Below are 23,483 nucleotides of genomic sequence, written 5' to 3'. Positions count from 1 at the left end.
GGCCGTCTGTACGCGGCCCGCCCGGCGATCGACGATCATCCGGCCACCTGATCCGCGCCGAATAGCGGCGAATTCGACAAGTAGGCGGCTACTTACCCGTACGGGGGCGCGCGACTTCGGCCTAGCGTGTAGCTTGCCGGGTCAGACCCTAAGGGGGGCCGGGGGGCCCGGGGCCGGCGGGGGGATGGGGTTGCTCAATGGGCGTACGGCTCATGGTGGTTGACGACCACCGACTACTCGCCGAGGCGCTCGCCTCGGCCCTGAAACTGCGCGGGCACCGGGTGCTCGCCGCGGCGGCGCCCACGGCCGGCGCCGCCGAACTGGTCGTGAGCCGGGCGCCCGAGGTGTGCCTGATGGGGACCGCGGCACCGGACGGACCCGGCGCCTTCGACCCGATCGTACGGATCAAACGGGACCGCCCGCAGGTGGCGGTCGTGGTGCTCGGCCCGGTGCCGAACCCGCGCGGTATCGCCGCCGCCTTCGCGGCCGGGGCGTGCGGTTACGTCCGGCACGACGAGCGCATCGAGGGCGTCGAGCGGGCGATCGTGAAGGCGCGGGCGGGTGACGCGGCCGTGGCGCCGGGGCTGTTGCAGGGCGCGTTCACCGAACTGCTGAATCCGGCGGCCCAGCCGGACGACGAGGGGCAGCGGCTGCTGCGGATGCTCACCCCGCGCGAGATCGAGGTCCTGGTACGGGTCGCCGAGGGGGAGGACACCCGGCTGATCGCCGCCGGCATGGGCATCGCGCCGAGCACGGCCCGTACGCATGTGCAGCGGGTCCTGATGAAGCTGGGCGTCGGCTCCCGGCTGGAGGCGGCGGCGCTGGCCGCGCGGACGGGGCTGCTGGACCGGGCGGTCGTGACGGTCCTGCCGGACGGGCCGCCGCACCGGACGACGGGGCCGGACGGCACCGGCGCGTGAGTACACGTGCCCAGGACGACGAGGATCCACCGGGCCCGCCCGGCGGCCGGTCCTCCGGCGGATCTTCGCGGCCCGCTAAGATCCGCCGGACAGGCCCTACTTCCCGGCGTCGGACGCGTCGGCCGCCGTGTCCGTCGCCGTCGGCGGCGGTATCTCCGTCGGGCGCAGCTTCATCCAGCCCAGGAAGAACAGGCCGAGCGCCAGCATCGCCAGCCCCGTCCAGAGGTTGATGTTGACGTCCTCGGCCTTCTTCATGTCCGCGTCGGACACGAAGACACCGGCGACGGTGACGATCACCCCGTACAGCGTGAACAGGCCGCCGATGATGAGACGGATGTCGAACAGGCGGGCCGCCGTGGCGGACTTGCCTTCCAGTTCGGAGACTTCTTTGTGCAGGTCGGACATGGTGTGTGCCTCCGCTTCGGTCAGAAGGAGTACGGGATGTAGCAGGCCGCGGCGATGACGATCGCGCCCCAGCCGAGCAGGGCCGGCTTGCGGTACCACGCGTCGTCGCCCTCGGCCGGCGCCTCGCTCATGCCGGGTGACGTCGTCCCGTACACCAGGCCAGCGAGTTCGGACTCCGGCTTCGGCGCGGTGAACAGCGTGACGACGACCATCACCACGGCGCCGGCGACGAAGCCCACGATCGCGGAGACGAAGTTGGCGCCCTGGTCGCTGGGGATGTCGATGACGCCCTGCTTGTAGATCCAGAAGTAGTTGATCATCGCGGCCGTCGTACCGGCGACCAGACCCCAGGCACCGGACTTCATCGAGGCCCGCTTCCAGAACATACCGATGATGAAGACCACGAACATCGGCACGTTGAAGAAGGAGAACAGCGTCTGGAGGTAGCTCATGATGTTGGAGAAGCTGGCGGCGATGAACGCCGTGCCGACGGAGGCCGCCACACCGATCGCGGTGATCAGCCGTCCGAAGCGCAGGTAGTACGCGTCCTCGCGGTCCTTGACCACGTACTTCTGCCAGATGTCGGTGGTGAAGACGGTGTTGAAGGACGACACGTTCGCCGCCATACCGGCCATGAAGGCGGCCATCAGACCCGTGACGGCGATCCCGAGCACACCGTTGGGCAGCAACTCCTGCATCAGCAGGGGGATCGCGTCGTTGTACGTGAGGTCCGAGCCCGCCGTGCCTATCTTCGGCACGATCACGGCGGCGACCAGGCCCGGGATCATCACCAGGAAGACGATGAAGATCTTCGGGAACGCGGCGATCAGCGGGGTGCGCTTGGCGGCGGAGAGGTTCTTCGCGGAGAGCGCGCGCTGCACCTCGGCGAAGTTCGTCGTCCAGTAGCCGAAGGACAGCACGAAGCCGAGCCCGAGGATGATCGTCAGCCAGTTCGCGCCGAGCGGGTTGGCGTCGCCGATGCCCGTACCGCCCCAGGCGCTCAGGAAGTTGTCACCCTTGCTCGCGGTCAGCGAGTCGGTCAGACCGTCCCAGCCGCCGACCCGCTTGAGGCCGAGGACGGTCAGGGGTATGAGCGCGGCGAGGATGACGAAGAACTGCAGCACCTCGTTGTAGATCGCCGACGACAGACCGCCGACGGTGATGTACGCGAGGACGAAGAAGCCGGCCACGACGATCGAGACCCACTGGGGCCAGCCCAGCAGCGCCTCGACCACGATCGACAGGGCGTAGAGGTTGACGCCCGCGATCAGGATGGCGGCGAAGGCGAAGAGGACCGAGCTGAGCAGGTGCGCCGACTTGTCGAAGCGCTGGAGCAGGAACTCGGGGACGGACCGCACCTTGGAGCCGTAGTAGAACGGCATCATCACCAGGCCGAGGAAGACCATGGCGGGGATCGCGCCGATCCAGTACCAGTGCACGACGGCCACGCCGTACTGCGCGCCGGTCGCGGCCATGCCCAGGATCTCGGTCGCGCCGAGGTTGGCGGCCACGAACGCGAGGCCGGTCACCCAGGCCGGCAGGGATCTGCCGGAGAGGAAGAAGTCGAGGCTCGTCTTGACGCTCGCCCGTGCGGCGAAACCGATGCCGAGGACGACGATGAAGTAGATCGCCAGGATCGTGTAGTCGAGCCCGTTGGTGGGGAGCCGAAGTCCTTCGGCCAGGTAGTACGTGGGGGACTGCATGGGGGTACCCGCTTCGTCGCGTGAACGTTAACTCTCAACTGGTCGGAACTTACGCCTGCCATTACCGAAACTGAACACTTTTGGTGGTGTTCTTTGTTCGATCGTGATCGAGTGAGGCGACCGTTGACGTGCGTGTGGCCTCGTGGTTAGTTATGTTGAATTCTGTTTGAGTGTGGGTCCGGTGTGCGGGCCCGGGTGCGGCCGGAGGAAGAATCGATGAAGAAGACGGTGACGGCGCTCGCCGACGGCCGGGAGTTGATCTACTACGACTCCCGGGACGACGCCGTACGCGACGCCGTGGACCTGCGGCCGCTCGAACCCATCTCCACCACCTCCGAGATCCGCCGCGACCCGCTGCTCGGCGACTCGGTCGCCGTCGCCTCGCACCGCCAGGGCCGCACCTACCACCCGCCGGCCGGTGAGTGCCCGCTCTGTCCCACCGACGCCGCCGCGGGCAGGCTCAGCGAGATCCCCGACAGCGACTACGACGTGGTCGTCTTCGAGAACCGCTTCCCGTCCCTCGCCGGGGACGCCGGACGCTGCGAGGTGGTCTGCTTCACCTCCGACCATGACGCCTCCTTCGCCGCTCTCACCGAGGAACAGGCCGGTCTCGTCCTCGACGTATGGACCGACCGCACCGCCGAACTCGCCGAACTCCCGCAGGTGGAGCAGGTGTTCTGCTTTGAGAACCGCGGGCCCGAGATCGGGGTGACCCTTGGTCATCCGCACGGGCAGATCTACGCGTACCCCTTCGTCACCCCGCGAACCGAACGGATGTCCCGCTCGGTCGCCGAGCACCGGGCGGCCACCGGCCGCAACCTCTACGACGACGTCCTGGAGCGCGAGCGCGCCGACGGCCGGGTGGTTCTGGCGGGCGAGCACTGGGTGGCCTTCGTGCCGTACGCGGCGCACTGGCCGTACGAGGTGCACCTCTATCCGCTGCGCCGGGTGCCGGACCTGCGGGGGCTCGACGAGGCGGCGCGCGCCGAGTTCCCGGCGGTCTATCTGGAGCTGCTGCGGCGCTTCGACCGGATCTTCGGCGCGGGCGAACCGCCGACGCCGTACATCTCGGCCTGGCACCAGGCGCCGTTCCGCGCCCCCGGGCGCGACGATTTCGCCCTCCACCTGGAACTTTTCACCATCCGCCGGACGTCGGGCAAGCTGAAGTTCCTCGCGGGATCCGAGTCCGGAATGAACGTCTTCATCAACGACGTGCCGCCGGAGACCGCGGCCGAGAGACTGCGAGAGGTAGCGAGCGCGTGAGTGGCAAGTATCTGGTTACGGGCGGCGCGGGGTATGTCGGCAGCGTGGTCGCCACGCACCTGCTGGAGGCCGGGCACGAGGTGACCGTGCTCGACGACCTCTCCACCGGCTTCCGGGAAGCGGTCCCGGCGGGCGCCGAATTCATCGAGGGCCGGGTGCAGGACGCGGCGAAGTGGCTGGACCCCTCCTACGACGCGGTGCTGCACTTCGCCGCGTCCTCGCAGGTCGGCGAGTCCGTCGCCAAGCCCGAGAAGTACTGGGACAACAATGTCGGCGGATCGATGGCCCTGCTGGCGGCGATGCGCACGGCGGGCGTCCGCAAACTCGTCTTCTCCTCGACGGCGGCGACGTACGGCGAGCCCGTCTCCACGCCGATCACCGAGACCGACCCCACCGCCCCGACCAGCCCGTACGGCGCCTCCAAGCTGGCCGTCGACCACATGATCGGCGGCGAGTGCGTGGCCCACGGTCTGGCGGCCGTCTCCCTGCGGTACTTCAACGTGGCGGGCGCGTACGGGAGTCACGGCGAGCGGCACGAACCCGAGTCGCATCTGATCCCCCTCGTGCTGCAGGTCGCCCTCGGCGCGCGCGAGTCGATCGCCGTGTACGGCGACGACTACCCGACCCCGGACGGCACCTGCGTACGCGACTACATCCACGTCGCCGACCTCGCCGACGCGCACCTGTTGGCGCTGGACGCCGCGGTGCCCGGTGAGCACCTGGTCTGCAACCTCGGCAACGGCAGCGGGTTCTCCGTCCGCGAGGTCATCGAGACCGTCCGTACGGTCACCGGCCACCCGGTGCCGGAAGTCGCGGCCCCGCGCCGCGCGGGCGACCCGGCGGTCCTGGTCGCCTCCGCCGCCACGGCGCGCGAGCGCCTGGGCTGGACCCCGAGCCGCGCCGACCTGGCGGGGATCGTCGCGGACGCGTGGGCGTTCGCACGCCGAGAGGAGACACACGGGTGAGCGGTGCGCGGAGCGTGAGCGGTGCGGAGCGTGTGACGGCGCAGTTCGAGGAGTTGTACGGCTCGGCGCCCGAGGGTGTGTGGGCCGCGCCGGGCCGGGTGAACCTGATCGGCGAGTACACCGACTTCAACGGCGGCTTCGTGATGCCGCTCGCCCTGCCCCACACCGCCGTCGCGGCGGTGTCGCGGCGCACGGACGGGGTGCTGCGCGTGCACTCCGCCGACGTCCCGGGCGGTGTGGTGCGGCTCGCCCCCGACGAGCTGGTGCCGCTGACGGACACCGGCTGGGCGGCGTATCCGGCGGGCGTGGTGTGGGCGCTGCGCGAGGCGGGGCACGCCGTCACCGGCGCCGACATCCACCTCATGTCGACCGTGCCGACGGGCGCGGGGCTCTCGTCGTCGGCGGCGCTGGAGGTCGTGACCGCGCTCGCGCTGAACGACCTGTACGAACTCGGCCTGTCCGCGCCCGAGTTGGCGGTGCTCTCCCAGCGCGCCGAGAACGCGTTCGTCGGCGTCCCCTGCGGTGTGATGGACCAGATGGCGTCCGCGTGCTGCACGGACGGCCACGCGCTGCACCTCGACACCCGCGACCTCTCGCAGCGCCAGGTGCCCTTCGACCTGGCGGCCGTCGGGCTGCGACTGCTGGTCGTGGACACGCGGGTGAAGCACGCCCTGGGCGACGGCGCGTACGCCGAGCGGCGCGCCGGTTGCGAGGCCGGCGCGCGGGCGCTCGGCGTGCGCACGCTGCGTGAAGTCGAGTACGCGCATCTGCCCGCCGCGCTGGAACGGCTGGCGGACGAGGAAGAGAACGTACGACGCTACGTCCGCCATGTGGTGAGCGACAACCACCGCGTGGAGCGGGTCATCGCGCTGCTCGACGGGGACGACGTCCGCGCGGTGGGCCCCCTCCTGATCGAGGGCCACACCTCGCTCCGCGACGACCTCCGGGTCTCCTGCGACGAACTGGACCTCGTGGTCTCGTCGTCGTTCGCGGCGGGCGCGCTGGGCGCGCGGATGACGGGCGGCGGCTTCGGCGGCTCGGCGATAGTCCTGGTGGAGACGGCGGACGCGGACACGGTGACGAAGGCGGTCCTGGAGGCGTTCGCGTCGGCGGGCCACACGGCACCCCGGGTCTTCCCGGCGGTCCCGTCCCGGGGTGCGCACCGGTTGGCCTGAGGGTCCGGGCCGCGCGCTCAGGCCAGGCGCTTGGTGAAGAAGTACTCCGTGACGCCCGGCGGGTAGTCCGGGATGTGGCCCGCCAGGTCGTAGCCCTGGCGCCGGTAGAACGCCGGGGCCTGGAAGTCCCAGGTCTCCAGGCGGGCGTGGAGGCAGCCCCGGGTACGGGCCAGGTCCTCCGCCTCCGAGAGGAGGCGGGTGCCGAGGCCCGTGCCGCGGTGGGCGTCGTCGACCCACAGCAGGTCGACATGGAGCCAGCGCGCCCACACATGGGCCGCGAGGCCGCCCGCCAGCGCGCCCGTCGACTCCTCCATCAGCCACACGTGCAGCGGGACTTCCTCGTCCTGCGCCGAACCCCGCAGCTCCCGCAGGACCGGTGAACGGGCCGTGTTGGTCGCCCGCATCCGTTCACCCAGCAACGCGCGTCGTTCTTTGTCGACTTCTGTCTCGATACGAAACATGTGCCCCACCCTAACCAGCCGTCGCCGATCAGTTCTGTAAATAGTCTTCCGCTCCCGGCCCCCGCCCGTACGCTGATGCACAGCACCGGTGGGGGCCGGTGCTGATCAGGGAAGCGAGACAGTCGGGTACGACGCCCGGGGTGGGTGGGGCAGCCGCACGGCGGCGGCCGTGGCGGCACAGTGTCCACGCGACGCGAACCCCATCCCACTCGGGCGCCGTACCCGCGTCGTCCGCGCCCCGACATCTGGGGGTGTCAATTGGTCCGTATCAGGGTTCTCGTGGTGGACGACCACCGCATATTCGCCGAGTCGCTGGCAGCCGCTCTCGCGGCGGAGCCGGACGTGGACGTCGCCGCCGCCGGCAGCGGACCCGCCGCGCTGCGCTGTCTCGACCGGGCGGCGACGGAGGGGCGCACGTACGACGTGATGCTGGTCGACGCCGACCTGGGCATCGTCGCGGGTCCGGGCAGCGGCCCGGTGGCCCGCGCCGTACCCGACCACGGCGACGCCGGTCTCGGGCTCGTCGACGGCATCTCGCTGGTGGCGGGCGTCCGTTCGGGGCAGCCGTCGGTGCGCTGCGTCGTCCTCGCCGAGAAGGACGACCCGAGCCGCGCGGCACTCGCGCTCCAGGCCGGCGCGTCCGGCTGGGTCGCCAAGGACTGCTCGCTGCAACGGCTGCTGGCGGTGATCAGGGGCGTACTGCGCGACGAGACGCATCTGCCGCCCGCGCTGCTCACGAACGTCCTGCGGGAGCTGACCGCCGCGCGCAAGCACCGCACGGACAGCGAGCGGCTGGTCGACTCGCTGACGCCGCGCGAGCTGGAGGTGCTGCGCTGCATGGTGGCGGGCCTGGGGCGCAAGGCGGTGGCCGAGCGCCTCTTCCTGTCCCCGCACACGGTCCGTACGCATATGCAGAACGTGCTCGGGAAGCTGGGCGTGCACTCGACGCTGGCGGCGGTCGCGCTGGCCCGCCGGGCGGGAGTCGGCCCGGTGGACCTGGGCGGCGGCACGGACGCGGTGCGGGTGGGGTAAGGGGTACGGCCTCTGTCGGCCCGTCCGGCGAATCGGGCCCGTCCCGCGATCGAGCACGGGACGGGCGCGGCCCACGGAACCACGGACCGGGCCGGAGGGCCGTACGTCAGCCCGGGACGTTGTCGAACGGCGCGGTCAATCGGCGCAGCAGCGCGGCCAGTTCGCCGCGCTGCCCGCGCGACAGCTCCGCGAGGATCGCGCGCTCCTGCGCGAGCAGGCCGGCCAGCGCCTGATCGGCGCGGTCGCGCCCCTCGGGGGTGAGCCGTACGAGGACCCCGCGCCGGTCGCTGGGGTCGGGCAGCCGCTCGACCAGGTCCTTCTTCGCCAGCCGGTCGATGCGGTTGGTCATCGTGCCCGAGGTGACCAGGGTCTGGGTGAGCAACTGACCGGGGGAGAGCTGGTACGGCGCGCCGGCCCGCCGCAGCGAGGTCAGGACGTCGAACTCCCACGGCTCCAGGTTGTGCTCCGAGAACGCGAGCCGCCGGGCCCGGTCGAGATGGCGCGCGAGCCTGCTGACGCGGCTCAGCACCTCGAGTGGTTCCACGTCGAGGTCCGGCCGCTCCCGGCGCCATGCTGCGACCAGACGGTCGACCTCGTCCTCCATGACGATCAGTGTAGAGGGTCTGTCGACATGAAGTCTCTTGACGTCAAGATATACTTGGAGGCAGGCTTGGGCATGGTCGGGCGCGGACGGGAATCCGCCCGTCCGCTCCGTATCCCGAGGGGGCTTCATACATGAGTTCGACAGCGACTCCGGCGACCGGCCCGGCGGCCACTCCCGCGCCGACCTGGGACCCGCAGCAGTACCTCCACCACTCCGTCCACCGCACCCGCCCCTTCCTGGACCTGCTGGGCCGCATCCCCGAACTGCCCGACGGGAACCGGCCCGCACGGATAGCCGACATCGGCTGCGGCCCCGGCAACGTCACCGCGCTCCTCGCCGAACGGTGGCCCACCGCCCACATCACCGGCTTCGACCTCTCGCCCGAGATGCTGGCGCGGGCGGAGAAGGAGTACGCGGGCCCCACGGCCGGCGGCGGCCGGCTGGACTTCCGGGCCGCCGACGCCGCGCACTGGACACCCGAGGAGCCGTACGACCTGATCGTCTCCAACGCGGCGCTCCAGTGGGTCCCGAACCACGCCGAATCCTTCGCGGGCTGGATCGACGCCCTCACCCCCGGCGGCACGTTCGCCTTCCAGGTCCCCGGCAACTTCACCGCCCCCAGCCACGCGCTCCTCGGCGAACTGTGCGAGACCCCGCGCTGGAGCGACCGCCTCGACAGCCACGGCCGGCGCTTCGTCCACATCCTCGACCCGGCCGACTACCTGGTCCGCCTCACGGACCTCGGCTGCACGACGGACGCCTGGGAGACCACGTACCTCCAGCTGCTCTCCGGCGAGGACCCGGTGCTCGACTGGGTCAAGGGCACGGCCCTGCGCCCCGTCCTCACCGAACTCGCCGACGACCCGGACGAGGCGGCGGAATTCCTCGCCCAGTACGGCGACCTGCTCCGCAAGGCATACCCGCCGGGCCCGCACGGCACGGTGTTCCCGTTCCGCCGGATCTTCGCGGTGGCCCGGAGGCGAGCCTGATGATCACGGCCGTCGACCATGTCCAACTGGCCGCCCCGGCGGGCTCGGAATCCACACTGCGTACCTACTACGTCGACATCCTGGGCATGACGGAGATCCCCAAGCCGCCCGCTCTGGCGGCACGCGGCGGCTGCTGGTTCCAGGCCGGCCCCGTACAGCTCCACCTCGGCGTCGAGCCGGACTTCCGCCCGGCGAGAAAGGCCCACCCGGGCCTGCGGGTCACCGGTATCACCGCGTACGCGACCCGGCTGTCCGCCCTTGGCGCCCCGGTGACCTGGGACGACAACCTCCCCGGCCACCGCCGCTTCTACTCCGACGACCCGGTGGGCAACCGGCTGGAGTTCCTGGAACCGGTGACCTGAGAGGCCGGGCGGCGACAGAAAACCGGGGCGCCACGCGAACGTGGCGCCCCGGCGGTACCGACCACGGGCCCCCCGGCCCGGCTCGCTCTCAGACCTTGCGATGGCCTATGAGCCGCGGCTTGGCCTCCAGATTGCCCAGCCCGTGCCACGCCAGATTCACCAGATGCGCCGCCACCTCGTTCTTCTTCGGGCGGCGGGTGTCCACCCACCACTGGCCCGTCAGCGCCACCATGCCCACCAGGGCGTGCGCGTACAGCGGGGCCAGCTTCGGGTCGAAACCGCGGGCCTTGAACTCCATGCCGAGGATGTCCTCGACCTGCGTGGCGATGTCGCTGATCAGCGACGCGAACGTGCCGGTCGACTGCGCCACCGGCGAATCGCGGACCAGGATACGGAAACCGTCCGTGTACTCCTCGATGTAGTCGAGGAGCGCGAACGCCGCCTGCTCGCACAGCTCGCGCGGATGGCCGGCCGTAAGAGAACTCGTCACCATGTCGAGCAGTTGGCGCATCTCGCGGTCGACCACGACCGCGTACAGCCCCTCCTTGCCGCCGAAGTGCTCGTACACCACCGGCTTGGAGACGCCCGCCTTCGACGCGATCTCCTCCACCGACGTGCCCTCGTAGCCCTTCTCGGCGAACAGGGTGCGGCCGATGTCCAGCAGTTGCTCGCGACGCTCCTTGCCCGTCATCCGGACCCGGCGGGAGCGCCGGGGCGCGCCAGAGGTGGTCCGGCTCTTGTCGGTGTCGCTCTTACCGCCGTCGATCGCCACGTTGCCAATCATGCCGCGTTGGGATGGTCAATTTTCCGTCGGGCTTCCAGCCGTCCGGCGTCGGGCCAGCGCACACTGTGCACCCAGCCGAACGCCTCGAACCACCGAATAAGACGGGCGCTGGAGTCGATCTGACCTCGCAGCACACCGTGCCGGGCGCTCGTCGGGTCCGCATGGTGCAGGTTGTGCCATGACTCGCCACAGGACAAGACCGCCAGCCACCACACATTGCCTGACCGGTCACGGGACTTGAAGGGCCGCTTGCCCACCGCGTGGCAGATCGAGTTGATCGACCACGTCACGTGGTGCAGCAGCGCCACCCGTACCAGCGAGCCCCAGAAGAACGCCGTGAACGCGCCCCACCACGACATCGTCACCAGCCCGCCGACCAGCGGCGGGATCGCCAGCGACACGAACGCCCACAGCAGGAACTGCCGCGAGACCCGCCGGATCGCCGGGTCCTTGATCAGATCCGGCGCGTACTTCTGCTGCGGCGTCTGCTCCTCGTCGAAGAGCCAGCCGATGTGCGCCCACCACAGGCCCTTCAGCAGCGCGGGAAGCGACTCGCCGAACCGCCACGGCGAGTGCGGGTCGCCCTCCGCGTCCGAGAACTTGTGGTGCTTACGGTGATCGGCGACCCAGCGGACCACCGGACCCTCCACGGCCATCGAACCCGCCACGGCCAGCGCGATCCGCAGCGGGCGCCTCGCCTTGAACGAGCTGTGCGTGAAGTACCGGTGGAAGCCGACCGTGATGCCGTGGCAGCCGATGAAATACATCGCCACGAGCAGCCCCAGATCGAGCCAGCTCACGCCCCATCCCCAGACCAGCGGAACGGCGCCGAGCAGGGCGATGAACGGGACGACGATGAACAGGAGCAGCGTGATCTGCTCCAGCGAGCGCTTGCTCTCCCCGCCGAGCGTGGCGGAAGGAGCGGAGGGCGCGGAGGGGTCGGCGAGGAGGGAGGAACCGTCCGGCGCAGGCTGGGCCTGGGAGGAGTCGCCGAGAACGTCAGGGCTTGTCGACATGGGTGTGTCCCCTGGGGATGTGGAATGCGGCATTCTGCCCGTTTACGGGCGCGTAACTTACGGCAACGTAAGTATGGCAGCGAGAAGGCACGCGACAAGGGGCCTGTGGATAACGACGCGCGAAGGCCACCTATCCTTGTGACGTCGGACAGCGCGGTCCGGTCGAACAATCTCTCCAGAACTTCCTCTCCCGACGTGCTCGAACACTGCAAGGAGCCGCACCTGTGAGCAGTGCCGACCAGACCCCGACCGCCGAGGGCGCCGTAGCCCAGGGCACCGTGACCGAGGGCGCCGCGACCGCCAATGTGGAGCTGCGCTCCGACATCCGCCGGCTCGGCGACCTCCTCGGCGAAACCCTCGTACGCCAGGAGGGCCCCGAACTCCTCGACCTCGTCGAGCGTGTCCGCGCCCTCACCCGCGAGGACGGCGAAGCAGCCGCCACGCTGCTCGGCGACACCGACCTGGAGACCGCCGCGAAGCTCGTCCGCGCCTTCTCCACCTACTTCCACCTCGCCAACGTCACCGAGCAGGTCCACCGAGGCCGCGAGATGCGCGAGCGCCGCGCCGCCGAGGGCGGGCTCCTCGCCCGTACCGCCGACCGGCTCAAGGACGCCGACCCCGAGCACCTGCGTGCCACGGTCAAGAACCTCAGCGTCCGACCCGTCTTCACCGCGCACCCCACCGAGGCCGCGCGCCGCTCCGTACTGAACAAGCTCCGCCGCATCGCCGAACTCCTCGAAGTCCCGGTCATCGCCGCCGACCGGCGCCGCCACGACCTGCGGCTCGCCGAGTCCATCGACCTCATCTGGCAGACCGACGAGCTGCGCGTCGTACGGCCCGAACCCGCCGACGAGGCCCGCAACGCCATCTACTACCTCGACGAACTGCACGCCGAAGCCGTCGGCGACGTCCTTGAGGACCTCGTCGCCGAACTGGAGCGCGTCGGCGTCGAGCTGCCCCCCGGCACCCGCCCCCTCAGCTTCGGCACCTGGATCGGCGGCGACCGCGACGGCAACCCCAACGTCACCCCCGCCGTCACCTGGGAAGTGCTGATCCTCCAGCACGAACACGGCATCACCGACGCGCTCGAACTCATCGACCAGCTGCGCGGCCAGCTCTCCAACTCCATCCGGTACGCCGGCGCCACCCAGGAACTCCTGGACTCGCTCGCCACCGACCTGGACCGCCTCCCCGAGATCAGCCCCCGCTACAAGCGCCTCAACGCGGAGGAGCCCTACCGCCTCAAGGCCACCTGCATCCGGCAGAAGCTCGTCAACACCCGCGAGCGCCTGGCCAAGGGCACCCCGCACAGCGGCGGCCGCGACTACCTCGGCACCTCGCAGCTCCTGGACGACCTCACCCTCATCCAGACCTCCCTGCGCGCCCACCGCGGCGGACTCTTCGCCGACGGCCGCATGGACCGCACCATCCGCACACTCGCCGCGTTCGGGCTGCAGCTCGCCACCATGGACGTACGCGAACACGCCGACGCCCACCACCACGCGCTCGGCCAGCTCTTCGACCGCCTCGGCGAGGAATCCTGGCGGTACGCGGACATGCCGCGCGAGTACCGGCAGAAGCTCCTCGCCAAGGAGCTGCGCTCCCGCCGCCCCCTCGCCCCCACCCCGGCCCCGCTGGACGCCGCGGGAGAGAAGACCCTCGGCGTCTTCCACACCGTCAAGCAGGCCTTCGAGCGCTTCGGCCCCGAGGTCATCGAGTCCTACATCATCTCGATGTGCCAGGGCGCCGACGACGTCTTCGCCGCCGCCGTCCTCGCCCGCGAGGCCGGACTGCTCGACCTGCACTCCGGCTGGGCCAAGATCGGCATCGTGCCGCTCCTGGAGACCACCGACGAGCTGCGCGCCGCCGACATCATCCTCGACGAGATGCTGGCCGACCCCTCCTACCGACGGCTCGTCTCCCTGCGCGGCGACGTCCAGGAGGTCATGCTCGGCTACTCCGACTCCTCCAAGTTCGGCGGCATCACCACCAGCCAGTGGGAGATCCACCGCGCCCAGCGCCGGCTCCGCGACGTCGCACACCGCTACGGCGTCCGCCTCCGCCTCTTCCACGGCCGCGGCGGCACCGTCGGCCGCGGCGGCGGCCCCTCGCACGACGCGATCCTCGCCCAGCCCTGGGGCACCCTGGAGGGCGAGATCAAGGTGACCGAGCAGGGCGAGGTCATCTCCGACAAGTACCTGATCCCCGCCCTCGCCAGGGAGAACCTGGAACTGACCGTCGCCGCCACCCTCCAGGCGTCCGCGCTGCACACCGCGCCCCGCCAGTCCGACGAGGCGCTGGCGCGCTGGGACGCCGCGATGGACACCGTGTCGGACGCGGCCCACGGCGCGTACCGCAAGCTCGTCGAAGACCCGGACCTGCCCGCGTACTTCTTCGCGGCGACGCCCGTCGACCAGCTCGCCGACCTGCACCTCGGCTCACGCCCCTCCCGGCGCCCGGACTCCGGCGCCGGACTCGACGGGCTCCGCGCCATTCCGTGGGTCTTCGGCTGGACACAGTCCCGGCAGATCGTCCCCGGCTGGTACGGGGTCGGCTCCGGCCTCAAGGCACTGCGCGAGTCGGGTCTCGACCCGGTCCTGGACGAGATGCACGAACACTGGCACTTCTTCCAGAACTTCCTCTCCAACGTCGAGATGACCCTCGCCAAGACCGACCTGCGGATCGCCAGGCACTACGTCGACACCCTCGTGCCCGACGAGCTGAAGCACGTCTTCACCGCCATCGAGGCCGAGCACGCGCTCACGGTGCAGGAAGTCCTGCGGATCACCGGCAGCGAGAAGCTGCTGGGCTCCAACCCGGTGCTGCGGCAGACGTTCGCCATCCGCGACGCCTACCTCGACCCGATCTCGTACCTCCAGGTCTCGCTCCTCGCGCGCCAGCGCGCGGCGGCGGCCCGCGAGGAGGCACCGGACCCGCTGCTCGCGCGGGCGCTGCTGCTCACGGTGAACGGGGTGGCGGCGGGGTTGCGCAACACGGGCTGACCTCGGGCAGGTCCCAGGGGCGCCGGACGGGCCGATCGCGGCTCGTCCGGCGCTTCCGTGACCGGTGTCAGAGCGCGAAGAACGCCGCCGCCAGCAGCGCCGCGCCCGCCAGCGCCAGACCCCACGCCGTACGCGTCAGCCGCAGCCCGCCGCCGACCACCGGCGCCGCCAGCAGCAGCGCACCACCGAGCGGCACCCACGCGAGCAGCGCGCCGGAGGAGCCCGCGCGGACCAGCTCGTCCGTACCGGGCTTCAGCACCACCTCGTAGTCCTGGCCCTTCTTCACCGCCACCGACCGCTCGATGGGCGCCCCGGCGCGGGGCGCGGGCGGGCCCTCGGGATCGTACGTACCCGTGCACGACGTGTCGCCGCACTCCGTGACCGACAGCGTCCCGTGCTCGCGGCCCTTGGAGAGCAGCACATGCTGCGCCGTACCCCAGGACGTCCAGAAACCCGCGGCGAGCAGCAGCGCGGCGACGAACGCCATCGCGGCACGACGGCCCACCGACAGGGCCAGTTGCGACGAGCTCGGCTTCATGGACCGCGATCCTTGGCCATCCGGACGCGGTCGGTCAACTTGTGGCTGACGAATGGTCGTTGTTGTCAGGAGTTGTACGCGCTCTGCGCCCGCTCCAGGCCCTCCGTCACCAGACACTCCACGGCGTCCGCCGCACGGTCCACGAGGAAGTCCAGCTCCTTGCGCTCCACGGAGGAGAAGTCCTTCAGTACGAAGTCGGCCACCTGCATCCGCCCCGGCGGCCGGCCGATGCCGAACCGGACGCGGTGGTACTCGGGGCCCATCGACTTCGTCATCGACTTCAGCCCGTTGTGACCGTTGTCCCCGCCACCCAGCTTCAGCCGCAGCGTGCCGTAGTCGATGTCCAACTCGTCATGGATCGCCACGATGTTGGCCGTCGGCACCTTGTAGAAGTCCCGCAGCCCGGCGACCGGCCCCCCGGACAGATTCATGAACGACAGCGGCTTCGCCAGCACCACCCGCCGGCTGCCGGGACCCATCGGCCCCACCCGGCCCTCCAGGACCTGCGCCTGGGCCTTCTGCGCACGTTTGAACGAGCCGCCGATCCGGCCCGCGAGGAGATCGGCCACCATGAAACCCACGTTGTGGCGGTTGGCCGCGTAACCGGGACCGGGATTGCCCAGGCCCACGATCAGCCACGGGGCGGTGACATCGGTCGTCATCTGCGCTGCGTCTCCTCAGGACGAAGAAGGAAGAACGACGGGGTGGCGGGCACCGGCCCGCCACCCCGTCGGGCAAAGCGTTCGTCAGGTTCCGGCCGAGGCTCAGACCTCGGCGGCGGCCTCGTCGGAGGCGTCGTCGGCCGCCGGCTCCTCGGCCTGCGCGGCCAGGACCTGGATGACGACCGCGTCCTCGTCGGTCACCAGCGTCGTGCCCTCGGGCAGCGGGACGTCCTTCGCGACGATGGAGGCACCGGCCTCCAGGCCCTCGACGGAGACCGTGACGGACTCGGGGATGTGCGTGGCCTCGGCCTCGACGGTCAGGGTGCTCAGCACGTTCTCCAGGAGGAACGGGCCCGGGGCCAGCTCGCCCTCGGTGTGCACCGCGACCTCGACCGTGACCTTCTCGCCGAGCTTCACCGCGAGCAGGTCGACGTGCTTGATGAAGCCCTTGAGCGCGTCACGCTGGACGGCCTTGGGGATCACCAGCTCCTTGCGGCCCTCGATGTCGATGCTCAGCAGCGCGTTGGCCGTCTTGAGCGCCATCATCAGGTCGTGGCCCGGCAGGGACACGTGAACGGGCTCGGCGCCGTGACCGTAGATGACCGCGGGAACCTTGTTCTCACGACGGGTACGGCGGGCGGCGCCCTTGCCGAACTCGGAACGGACCTCAGCGGTGATCTTGACCTCAGCCATGACTGCACTCCTCGTAGATGACACATAGGTGACGACGGAACTTCTGGTCACCCGGCCACGACAGGCGGCCTGCTACGAAGAGCGCGTCGATAACGGACGGCCGCGAATGAAAGCGGCCTCCCTCGCCGAGCAACTCCGTGAGTCTACCCGGCGGGAAGGCCGCCCAGAAATCGATCTTCGGATCCGTGCGTGGACCCGCGTACTGCGCCTTTGACTATTTCTGACTGCGCCTGACTACGCCTGCTCGTCGAAGAGGCTGGTCACCGAACCGTCCTCGAACACCTCACGCACCGCGCGCGCGATCGTCGGCGCGATCGACAGGACCGTGATCTTGTCCATCTCCAGATTGCCCGGATCCGGAAGCGTGTCCGTGAAGATGAACTCGCTCACCTTCGAGTTCTTCAGCCGGTCCCCGGCCGGGCCCGACAGCACACCGTGCGTCGCCGTCACGATGACGTCCTCGGCGCCGTGCGCGAACAGCGCGTCCGCGGCGGCGCAGATCGTGCCACCCGTGTCGATCATGTCGTCCACCAGGACACACACCCGGCCGGCCACATTGCCCACGACCTCATGGACCGTCACCTCGTTGGCGACATCCTTGTCACGGCGCTTGTGCACGATCGCCAGCGGCGCGTCCAGCCGGTCGCACCAGCGGTCCGCCACCCGTACCCGCCCGGCGTCCGGCGAGACCACCGTCAGCTTCGAACGGTCGACCTTCGTCGCCACGTAGTCCGCCAGGATCGGCAGCGCGAACAGATGGTCCACCGGACCGTCGAAGAAGCCCTGGATCTGGTCCGTGTGGAGATCCACGGTCAGGATGCGGTGCGCGCCGGCCGTCTTCATCAGGTCCGCGACCAGACGGGCCGAAATCGGCTCACGGCCACGGTGCTTCTTGTCCTGCCGGGCATATCCGTAGAAGGGAACGATCACCGTGATGCTCCGGGCGGAAGCCCGCTTCAGAGCATCGATCATGATCAACTGCTCCATGATCCACTTATTGATCGGAGCGGTGTGGCTCTGGATCAGAAAACAGTCCGCGCCGCGGGCGGACTCCTGATAGCGCACGTAGATCTCACCGTTGGCGAAATCGAAAGCCTTGGTCGGCACTATCCCGACACCCAGCGTATGGGCGACCGCCTCGGCCAGCTCGGGGTGGGCGCGGCCGGAAAAGAGCATCAGCTTCTTCTCGCCGGTCGTCTTGATCCCGGTCACAGCACAGTCTCCTCAGACGTGTTGATTGCCGCTGCACCCGCGCGTCCCTGCGAGCCAGCCGAACGTGAGCATCTATCACGGTACGCGCTGCACGAGGCGCCTGTTTCCGGTCAGCTTTCGAGCGCCAGCTCCTCGGCCGCGGCGGCGGCGGCCTGCGCGGCGGCACTGCCCGGCCGCTTACGGGCCACCCAACCCTCGATATTCCTTTGCTGGCCCCGCGCGACGGCCAGCGAACCCGACGGGACGTCCTTCGTGATGACCGACCCCGCGGCGGTGTAAGCACCGTCCCCGACAGTGACAGGCGCCACAAACATGTTGTCTGAACCTGTCTTGCAGTGTGAGCCGATCGTCGTGTGGTGCTTCGACTCGCCGTCGTAGTTCACGAACACGCTCGCGGCACCGATGTTCGTCTGCTCGCCGATCGTCGCGTCACCCACGTAACTCAGATGCGGCACCTTCGAACCGGCGCCGATCGTCGCCTTCTTCATCTCCACGAACGTCCCGGCCTTCGACTTCACACCGAGCTTCGTACCGGGACGCAAGTACGCGAACGGGCCCACCGAGGCCCCCTCGCCCACCTCCGCGTCGACGGCCACCGTGTTGTCGACACGGGCGCCCACGCCCACGAAGGTGTCCGTCAGACGCGAGTTGGGGCCGACCTCGGCGCCCTCCGACAGATGCGTCGAACCCAGCAGCTGCGTCGCGGGATGCACGATCGAGTCCGGCTCGTACGTCACCGTCACATCGATCAGCACCGACCCCGGATCCACCACCGTCACACCGGCGGTCATCGCCCGCTCCAACAGCCGTTCGTTCAGCAGCCGGCGGGCCTCGGCCAGCTGCACGCGGTTGTTGATGCCCAGGATCTCCCGGTGGTCGGCCGCGACGGAGGCGCCGACGCGGTGCCCCGCCTCGCGCAGGATGCCGAGGACGTCGGTCAGATACTCCTCGCCCTGGCTGTTGTCCGTACGGACCTTGCCGAGCGCGTCCGTGAGCAACCGGCCGTCGAACGCGAACACCCCGGAGTTGATCTCCCGCACCGCGCGCTGCTCGTCCGTCGCGTCCTTGTGCTCCACGATCCCGGTGACGGCCCCGCTCGCCTCGTCCCGCACGATGCGCCCGTACCCGGTCGCGTCCGGCACCTCGGCGGTCAGCACGGTGACGGCGTTGCCGTCCTTCTCGTGCTGCGCGGCGAGCGCGGCGAGCGTCGAGCCGGCCAGCAGCGGGGTGTCCCCGCACACGACGACGACGGTCCCGTCGGGGGCCTGCCCCAACTCCTCGACGGCCATCCGGACGGCGTGCCCGGTGCCGTTCTGCTCGGCCTGGAAGGCGGTGCGCACACCGGCGTACGTCCCGTCCAGATGCCCCTCGACCAGCTCCCGGGCGTGCCCGACGACGACAACGAGATGCTCGGGCTCCAGCTCCCGCGCGGCGGAGACGACATGACCGACGAGCGAGCGCCCGCAGATCTCGTGCAGAACCTTGGGTGTCTTCGACTTCATGCGGGTGCCCTCACCCGCTGCGAGGACGACGACGGCGGCCGGGCGATTGGCGCTCACGGGATTGCCCTTCGGCTTCGGATGGTTGGGGTGCTTGACATCCGCAGGATACCGGGGGGTTTCGGGAAGGAAACGAAGGCGGGTCCTGACCGGAGAGGTCAGGACCCGAACTTGCTTGCTCCCCCGCCAGGACTCGAACCTGGACAGATGGCACCAAAAGCCACAGTGCTGCCAATTACACCACGGGGGATCAAAAGCACCGAAACGGACATCGCGCCGAGCGGGCCGAATCAGCAGCCAACACTATGCCGTACCAACCCCCTTCCCCGCGACGTCATAGATCGACGCCCTACCCGTTCGCGTGCTGTTCGTACTCGCCGGAAATTGAGTCGCGGGCGCCCGTAGGCTGGACGGTATGACCACAACGGGGGCACACGAGGAGGCCGAGGGATTGACCACCCGCGGGTTCTGGTGGTGGAGACGGCGGCGCAGCGTCGTGCTGGACGTGGGGCTGGCCGGTGCGTCCGCCCTGGAGTGTGCGTTCGAGGGGATCCGGTTCGCCGACAGCGCTCAGTTGCCGGTGGCCCTCGGGGTGGTTTTCGGGGTGCTGGTCGGGTCCGTGCTGGTGTTGCGGCGGCGGTTGCCGATGGCCGTCGTGCTCGTCTCCGTCGCCGTCACGCCGGCCGAGATGGGGCTGCTGCTCGGGATCGTGGGGCTGTACTCGCTCGCCGCGTCCGACGCGCCCCGCCGCATCATCGGCGCGCTGGCCGGGATGTCGCTCGTGGGGACGCTCATCGTCGTCTTCGTACGGACGCGGCAGGACGTCAGTGGTGTGGACATCGACTCCGCGCGTTGGTACATCCCGCTGATCGCTGTCTTCATGGCGCTGAGCATCTCGTTGCCGCCGGTGCTCCTGGGTCTGTACGTGGGGGCCAGGCGCCGGCTCATGGAGAGCCTGCGGGAGCGGGCCGACAGTCTGGAGCAGGAGTTGTCGCTGCTCGCGGACCGGGCCGAGCAGCGGGCGGAGTGGGCTCGTACGGAGGAGCGGACGCGGATCGCGCGTGAGATGCACGACGTGGTGGCGCACCGGGTGAGCCTGATGGTGGTGCACGCCGCCGCGTTGCAGGCGGTGGCGTTGAAGGATCCGCAGAAGGCCGTGAAGAACGCCGCGCTGGTCGGGGACATGGGGAGGCAGGCGTTGACGGAGCTGCGGGAGATGCTGGGTGTCCTGCGCGCCGGGGAGCAGCAGGCGGCGCGGAAGGTGGCCGATGTGGCGCCGGGGGGCGTGGGCGGTTCGACGGTGCCGTTGGCGTCGGTGGGTGTCGCGGCCGCGGCGGCCGCCTCGGCCGCCGCCGCGGAGGCCGGGCCGGGTATGGGTGACATCGAGACGCTGGTCGGTCAGTCGCGGGACGCGGGGATGGTGGTGGAGCTGGCGGTGCAGGGGGCGTCGCGGGCGTACGCGCCGGAGGTGGAGCAGACCGCGTACCGCGTGGTGCAGGAGGCGTTGACGAATGTGCACAAGCACGCGGCGGGGTCGAAGGTGATGGTGCGGCTGGCGCACCGCGAGGCCGAGGTCGCGATGCAGGTGGAGAACGGCCCGTCGTACGGCGTGGCCGACGCCGGGCTGCCCAGCGGTGGCAACGGGCTGGTGGGGATGCGGGAGCGGGTGCACGCGTTGGGCGGGGTGTTCGTGTCGGGGGAGACGGACGCGGGGGGTTTCCGGGTGTCGGCGGTGCTGCCGCACCGGGCCGCCGCGTAGTCCTGTCCGGGTCCCGCTCCGGGTCCTGTCCGGCTCTCAGTCGGATGTGAGCCGTTGCGGCTGCGCTCCCGTCACCAGCGCCGCGAGCGCGTGGTCGATGTGCGGGCCCAGATACCAGTCGCCGGTGTGGTCGATGGAGTAGACGCGTCCCGTGGCGTCGACGGCGAGTACGGCCTGGCTGTCGCCCTCCTCGCCGATCGGGCTGATCTCCGTGTCCAGGGAGCGCCCGAGGTCGCCGAGCGTACGGGCGAGGTGGATACCGGCGAGCGGGTCGAACCGTACGGTCGTCGGGGCGATCTGCCGCCCCGGTCCGGGCCCGGTCACCGTCAGCCCGCCGAACTCCGCCCAGATCTCGACGACGGCCGCGAACACGGCGTGCACGTGTCCGGCCGGGGTGATGTGGGCGCGCAGCGTGTCCGCCCACTCCTCGGCCTGTCGCATGTCCCAGCGGCCCGGCTGCCAGCCGGCCTCGCGCAGGGCGACGTCGACGGCGACGGGGAAGCGGGTGGTGGTGAGGTCGGGCATCGGGGCGGTCAGCCGTTCTGCGTCGGGTCGACGGGGCGTACGCCGAAGTGGGCGAGCATCGCCGAACAGGAGCGGCAGGGCGGCGCGTAACTGCCGTGGAGCGGGTCGCCGTCCTCGCGGATGCGGCGCGCGGTGAGTTTGCCGTGCTTGAGGGACCGGCGGGCCTCGCCATGGGTGAGGGGCTTGCGCTGGGCCCGCTTGGAACGGGCGCCCTCGACGGCGGTGAGATGCCGGGAGAGCAGGATGGCCTCGGGGCAGCGACCGGTGAATCGTTCCCGCTGGCCGCTGGTGAGGGTGTCCAGGAAGTCCTGTACGAGGGGGTGCAGGGCGGGCGGCTGGTCGGCCTTGCCCGCGGTGCAGGTGAGATTTTCGCCACGCACGGAGAGCGCGGCGGCGACGGCGGGCAGGATCCCGTCGCGGCGCTGCCGGAGCGGGGGCGGGCGGTGCGGTTCGGTGCTGCTCCAGCTCAGACGTGGGTCTCCGGAGGTTCCGGTGGTGGTCCCGCCGGTCGTGCCGCCCGCGGGCCCGGCCGTTCCGTCCGCGGCGTTGTTCGTGGCCCCGTTCGTGGCGCTGTCGGTGGCGCTGTTCGTGATGAGCCGCCCCGACGGTCTCCCCGGGTGGTCCGGCGAGCCGAGGCGGGGATCTCCCGATGTGTCCTGTTGTGCTGTGTGCAAAGCGCTGTCCCTCCCTACGCAATCCCCACGCAATCCCCAGAGTTGCGGGGGACAGCCTGCCAAATGTGACACGTCGTGGGGAAGCCGGGGCGGTATCGGGGCGTGGCGTCGTCGCTGCGTGACCTGGGGTGACCCGTTGTCACCGGTACCCGAACGGGTGCCCCGGCGAGCGCCGGCGGCGGGGCGGAGGGGCGGCGTCCCCTGTTGCTCCACCGCATAGGCTGTGCCGAACCAGTCAGAAGCCAGCAGGGGGCATCCGCCATGACGACAGGTCGGCTCGGGCAGCAAGCCGCGCCACCGAACGCGGCTTACGCCGGGCAGGTCGTGCAATTCCCGGACCCGGTCCGGGCGTCCCGCCACCCCAGGGGTGTGCCGGTGGACGGCAACGGCTACCCGGACTTCTCGCCGTACGCGCGTGCCGCCGCCGAGATCGCCGAGCCTCCCGAGGGCTTCGGTGTCGACGAACTGCGGCTCACGGACTACGTGTCCGCCAACGCCGCGCTGCACGCCGACGGCCACGAGCTGTGGGACACGATCCCCGCCGTGGCCACTCCGCACGGCTGGACCTGGCACCACGCGCCGGGATCGCGCCGGCTGCTGCTGGTGCCGGTGGAGGTCAAGGCGCTGCTTCGCCATCACGGCGGGCTGGCGACGACGCTGGTGGATCACGACAAGCGCGGGACGCGTCCTCTTCAGGAGACGAGGCCGGTGCACTTCGGGCTGCCGAAGGGGTCGGTGTCGGTGACCGAGCAGCAGTTGCTCGGTGTGGAGGAGGACCTCGGCTACCGGCTGCCCGGCGCGTACCGCACCTTCCTGAAGGCGGCGGGCGGCTGCGCCCCGGTGGGCGCGGCGCTGGACGCGGAGCTGGGGCTGCTGGTGGACCAGCCGTTCTTCACGGTGCGTGAAGAGGCGGCGGTCAACGACCTGTTGTACGCCAACAAGTGTCTGCGGGACCATCTGACCAAGGACTATCTGGGCGTGGCGTTCGTCCAGGGCGGCATCCTGGCGGTGAAGGTACGGGGCGAGCAGGCCGGTTCGGTCTGGTTCTGCGCGTACGACGACGCACGCGACCGCGACGGCTGGAGCGTGCAGGAGCGGGTGGAGCGCCTGCTGCTGCCCTGTGGTGAGGACTTCGACGCCTTCCTTACGAGGCTGGCGGGCAATCCGCCGGAGCTGGACACGGTGGCGAACCTGATGGTGGACGGCGGCTTCGCCCGCGCCGTCCCGGTGGAGGGGTGAG

At 70.4% G+C, this 23,483-nt stretch carries 23 protein-coding genes and 1 tRNA gene; 10 read left to right on the top strand and 14 right to left on the bottom strand.

What is annotated here, in order from left to right:
• Nucleotides 1–197: 197 nt before the first annotated feature.
• Nucleotides 198–920 carry a LuxR C-terminal-related transcriptional regulator gene (locus tag ACFUN8_RS02445; RefSeq protein ID WP_383630290.1) on the top strand — a complete coding sequence of 241 codons (723 nt, stop codon included), beginning with the start codon at nucleotides 198–200 and terminating at the stop codon, nucleotides 918–920.
• Nucleotides 921–1,016: 96 nt separating this feature from the next.
• On the opposite strand, the gene ACFUN8_RS02440 is transcribed toward ACFUN8_RS02445, so the two are convergent.
• Both ACFUN8_RS02440 and ACFUN8_RS02435 read right to left on the bottom strand, forming a co-directional pair.
• Nucleotides 1,017–1,325 (bottom strand): hypothetical protein, encoded by a 309-nt coding sequence (locus ACFUN8_RS02440; RefSeq protein ID WP_383630288.1) that lies wholly within the window; start codon nucleotides 1,323–1,325, stop codon nucleotides 1,017–1,019.
• A gap of 20 nt (nucleotides 1,326–1,345) precedes the next feature.
• Nucleotides 1,346–3,028 carry a sodium:solute symporter family protein gene (locus ACFUN8_RS02435; RefSeq protein WP_383630286.1) on the bottom strand — a complete coding sequence of 561 codons (1,683 nt, stop codon included), beginning with the start codon at nucleotides 3,026–3,028 and terminating at the stop codon, nucleotides 1,346–1,348.
• A 216-nt stretch (nucleotides 3,029–3,244) separates the two neighbouring features.
• Between ACFUN8_RS02435 and galT the strand changes: the two genes are divergently transcribed.
• Genes galT through galK form a run of 3 tightly spaced genes read left to right on the top strand, consistent with a single transcriptional unit; the run spans nucleotide 3,245 to nucleotide 6,431 of the window.
• Complete coding sequence (galT, locus tag ACFUN8_RS02430; protein WP_383630284.1) at nucleotides 3,245–4,291, top strand: galactose-1-phosphate uridylyltransferase; 1,047 nt, start codon at nucleotides 3,245–3,247, stop codon at nucleotides 4,289–4,291.
• Nucleotides 4,288–5,256 carry a UDP-glucose 4-epimerase GalE gene (galE, locus tag ACFUN8_RS02425; protein ID WP_383630282.1) on the top strand — a complete coding sequence of 323 codons (969 nt, stop codon included), beginning with the start codon at nucleotides 4,288–4,290 and terminating at the stop codon, nucleotides 5,254–5,256. The genes galT and galE overlap by 4 nt, the downstream gene beginning before the upstream one ends.
• Entirely contained in the window at nucleotides 5,253–6,431 is a 1,179-nt protein-coding gene (gene galK / locus ACFUN8_RS02420; protein ID WP_383630280.1) for a galactokinase, read from the top strand. The genes galE and galK overlap by 4 nt, the downstream gene beginning before the upstream one ends.
• Before the next feature lie 17 nt (nucleotides 6,432–6,448).
• On the opposite strand, the gene ACFUN8_RS02415 is transcribed toward galK, so the two are convergent.
• Entirely contained in the window at nucleotides 6,449–6,892 is a 444-nt protein-coding gene (locus tag ACFUN8_RS02415; RefSeq protein WP_383630278.1) for a GNAT family N-acetyltransferase, read from the bottom strand.
• 258 nt (nucleotides 6,893–7,150) lie between these two features.
• Here ACFUN8_RS02415 and ACFUN8_RS02410 point away from each other — a divergent pair, with 258 nt between their 5' ends.
• Nucleotides 7,151–7,924, top strand: coding sequence for a LuxR C-terminal-related transcriptional regulator (locus ACFUN8_RS02410; RefSeq protein ID WP_383630276.1), 774 nt, complete (start codon nucleotides 7,151–7,153; stop codon nucleotides 7,922–7,924).
• A gap of 106 nt (nucleotides 7,925–8,030) precedes the next feature.
• Here the strand turns inward: ACFUN8_RS02410 and ACFUN8_RS02405 are convergent, their stop codons facing one another.
• Nucleotides 8,031–8,528 carry a MarR family transcriptional regulator gene (locus tag ACFUN8_RS02405; RefSeq protein WP_356584440.1) on the bottom strand — a complete coding sequence of 166 codons (498 nt, stop codon included), beginning with the start codon at nucleotides 8,526–8,528 and terminating at the stop codon, nucleotides 8,031–8,033.
• 131 nt (nucleotides 8,529–8,659) lie between these two features.
• On the opposite strand from ACFUN8_RS02405, the gene ACFUN8_RS02400 reads away from it, so the two are divergent.
• A complete protein-coding gene (locus tag ACFUN8_RS02400; protein ID WP_383630273.1) occupies nucleotides 8,660–9,517 on the top strand; it encodes a trans-aconitate 2-methyltransferase in 858 nt (285 codons plus the stop codon).
• The gene (locus tag ACFUN8_RS02395) at nucleotides 9,517–9,879 is read left to right on the top strand and encodes a glyoxalase (RefSeq protein WP_383630271.1); all 363 of its coding nucleotides are present in this window, start codon (nucleotides 9,517–9,519) and stop codon (nucleotides 9,877–9,879) included. Before ACFUN8_RS02400 ends, ACFUN8_RS02395 begins: the two co-directional genes overlap by 1 nt.
• 88 nt (nucleotides 9,880–9,967) lie before the next feature.
• On the opposite strand, the gene ACFUN8_RS02390 is transcribed toward ACFUN8_RS02395, so the two are convergent.
• Both ACFUN8_RS02390 and ACFUN8_RS02385 read right to left on the bottom strand, forming a co-directional pair.
• Nucleotides 9,968–10,663, bottom strand: coding sequence for a TetR/AcrR family transcriptional regulator (locus ACFUN8_RS02390; protein WP_031231272.1), 696 nt, complete (start codon nucleotides 10,661–10,663; stop codon nucleotides 9,968–9,970).
• Complete coding sequence (locus ACFUN8_RS02385) at nucleotides 10,660–11,679, bottom strand: acyl-CoA desaturase (RefSeq protein WP_383630269.1); 1,020 nt, start codon at nucleotides 11,677–11,679, stop codon at nucleotides 10,660–10,662. Before ACFUN8_RS02385 ends, ACFUN8_RS02390 begins: the two co-directional genes overlap by 4 nt.
• Before the next feature lie 224 nt (nucleotides 11,680–11,903).
• On the opposite strand from ACFUN8_RS02385, the gene ppc reads away from it, so the two are divergent.
• Complete coding sequence (ppc, locus tag ACFUN8_RS02380; protein ID WP_383630267.1) at nucleotides 11,904–14,681, top strand: phosphoenolpyruvate carboxylase; 2,778 nt, start codon at nucleotides 11,904–11,906, stop codon at nucleotides 14,679–14,681.
• A gap of 67 nt (nucleotides 14,682–14,748) precedes the next feature.
• Here the strand turns inward: ppc and ACFUN8_RS02375 are convergent, their stop codons facing one another.
• From ACFUN8_RS02375 to ACFUN8_RS02350, 6 genes are all read right to left on the bottom strand, one after another.
• A complete protein-coding gene (locus ACFUN8_RS02375; RefSeq protein ID WP_383630265.1) occupies nucleotides 14,749–15,219 on the bottom strand; it encodes a hypothetical protein in 471 nt (156 codons plus the stop codon).
• 65 nt (nucleotides 15,220–15,284) lie between these two features.
• Nucleotides 15,285–15,881: an aminoacyl-tRNA hydrolase gene (pth, locus tag ACFUN8_RS02370; RefSeq protein WP_383630264.1), complete on the bottom strand. Its 597-nt coding sequence runs from the start codon at nucleotides 15,879–15,881 to the stop codon at nucleotides 15,285–15,287.
• Between the two features lie 102 nt (nucleotides 15,882–15,983).
• Entirely contained in the window at nucleotides 15,984–16,574 is a 591-nt protein-coding gene (locus ACFUN8_RS02365; protein WP_383630262.1) for a 50S ribosomal protein L25/general stress protein Ctc, read from the bottom strand.
• Nucleotides 16,575–16,808: 234 nt separating this feature from the next.
• The gene (locus ACFUN8_RS02360) at nucleotides 16,809–17,786 is read right to left on the bottom strand and encodes a ribose-phosphate diphosphokinase (RefSeq protein ID WP_382561018.1); all 978 of its coding nucleotides are present in this window, start codon (nucleotides 17,784–17,786) and stop codon (nucleotides 16,809–16,811) included.
• Nucleotides 17,787–17,896: 110 nt separating this feature from the next.
• Nucleotides 17,897–19,345, bottom strand: a complete 1,449-nt coding sequence (gene glmU, locus ACFUN8_RS02355; RefSeq protein WP_383630260.1) for a bifunctional UDP-N-acetylglucosamine diphosphorylase/glucosamine-1-phosphate N-acetyltransferase GlmU — start codon at nucleotides 19,343–19,345, stop codon at nucleotides 17,897–17,899.
• 118 nt (nucleotides 19,346–19,463) lie between these two features.
• Nucleotides 19,464–19,535, bottom strand: a tRNA-Gln gene (locus ACFUN8_RS02350).
• A gap of 165 nt (nucleotides 19,536–19,700) precedes the next feature.
• Between ACFUN8_RS02350 and ACFUN8_RS02345 the strand changes: the two genes are divergently transcribed.
• The gene (locus tag ACFUN8_RS02345; RefSeq protein WP_383630258.1) at nucleotides 19,701–21,044 is read left to right on the top strand and encodes a sensor histidine kinase; all 1,344 of its coding nucleotides are present in this window, start codon (nucleotides 19,701–19,703) and stop codon (nucleotides 21,042–21,044) included.
• 36 nt (nucleotides 21,045–21,080) lie between these two features.
• Here the strand turns inward: ACFUN8_RS02345 and ACFUN8_RS02340 are convergent, their stop codons facing one another.
• Together ACFUN8_RS02340 and ACFUN8_RS02335 are read right to left on the bottom strand one after the other, a co-directional pair.
• Nucleotides 21,081–21,569 carry an SUKH-3 domain-containing protein gene (locus ACFUN8_RS02340; protein WP_383630256.1) on the bottom strand — a complete coding sequence of 163 codons (489 nt, stop codon included), beginning with the start codon at nucleotides 21,567–21,569 and terminating at the stop codon, nucleotides 21,081–21,083.
• 8 nt (nucleotides 21,570–21,577) lie between these two features.
• On the bottom strand, nucleotides 21,578–22,039 hold the full coding sequence (locus ACFUN8_RS02335; RefSeq protein ID WP_382561243.1) for a YwqJ-related putative deaminase: 462 nt from the start codon (nucleotides 22,037–22,039) through the stop codon (nucleotides 21,578–21,580).
• A gap of 465 nt (nucleotides 22,040–22,504) precedes the next feature.
• Here ACFUN8_RS02335 and ACFUN8_RS02330 point away from each other — a divergent pair, with 465 nt between their 5' ends.
• The gene (locus ACFUN8_RS02330; protein WP_383630254.1) at nucleotides 22,505–23,482 is read left to right on the top strand and encodes an SMI1/KNR4 family protein; all 978 of its coding nucleotides are present in this window, start codon (nucleotides 22,505–22,507) and stop codon (nucleotides 23,480–23,482) included.
• Nucleotide 23,483 lies beyond the last annotated feature (1 nt).

Source organism: Streptomyces sp. NPDC057307, from assembly GCF_042667665.1.
Classification (GTDB): Bacteria; Actinomycetota; Actinomycetes; order Streptomycetales; family Streptomycetaceae; genus Streptomyces.
The sequence above is the reverse complement of the archived record's forward strand: the minus strand, read 5'-3'. Positions and strand labels throughout refer to the sequence as shown.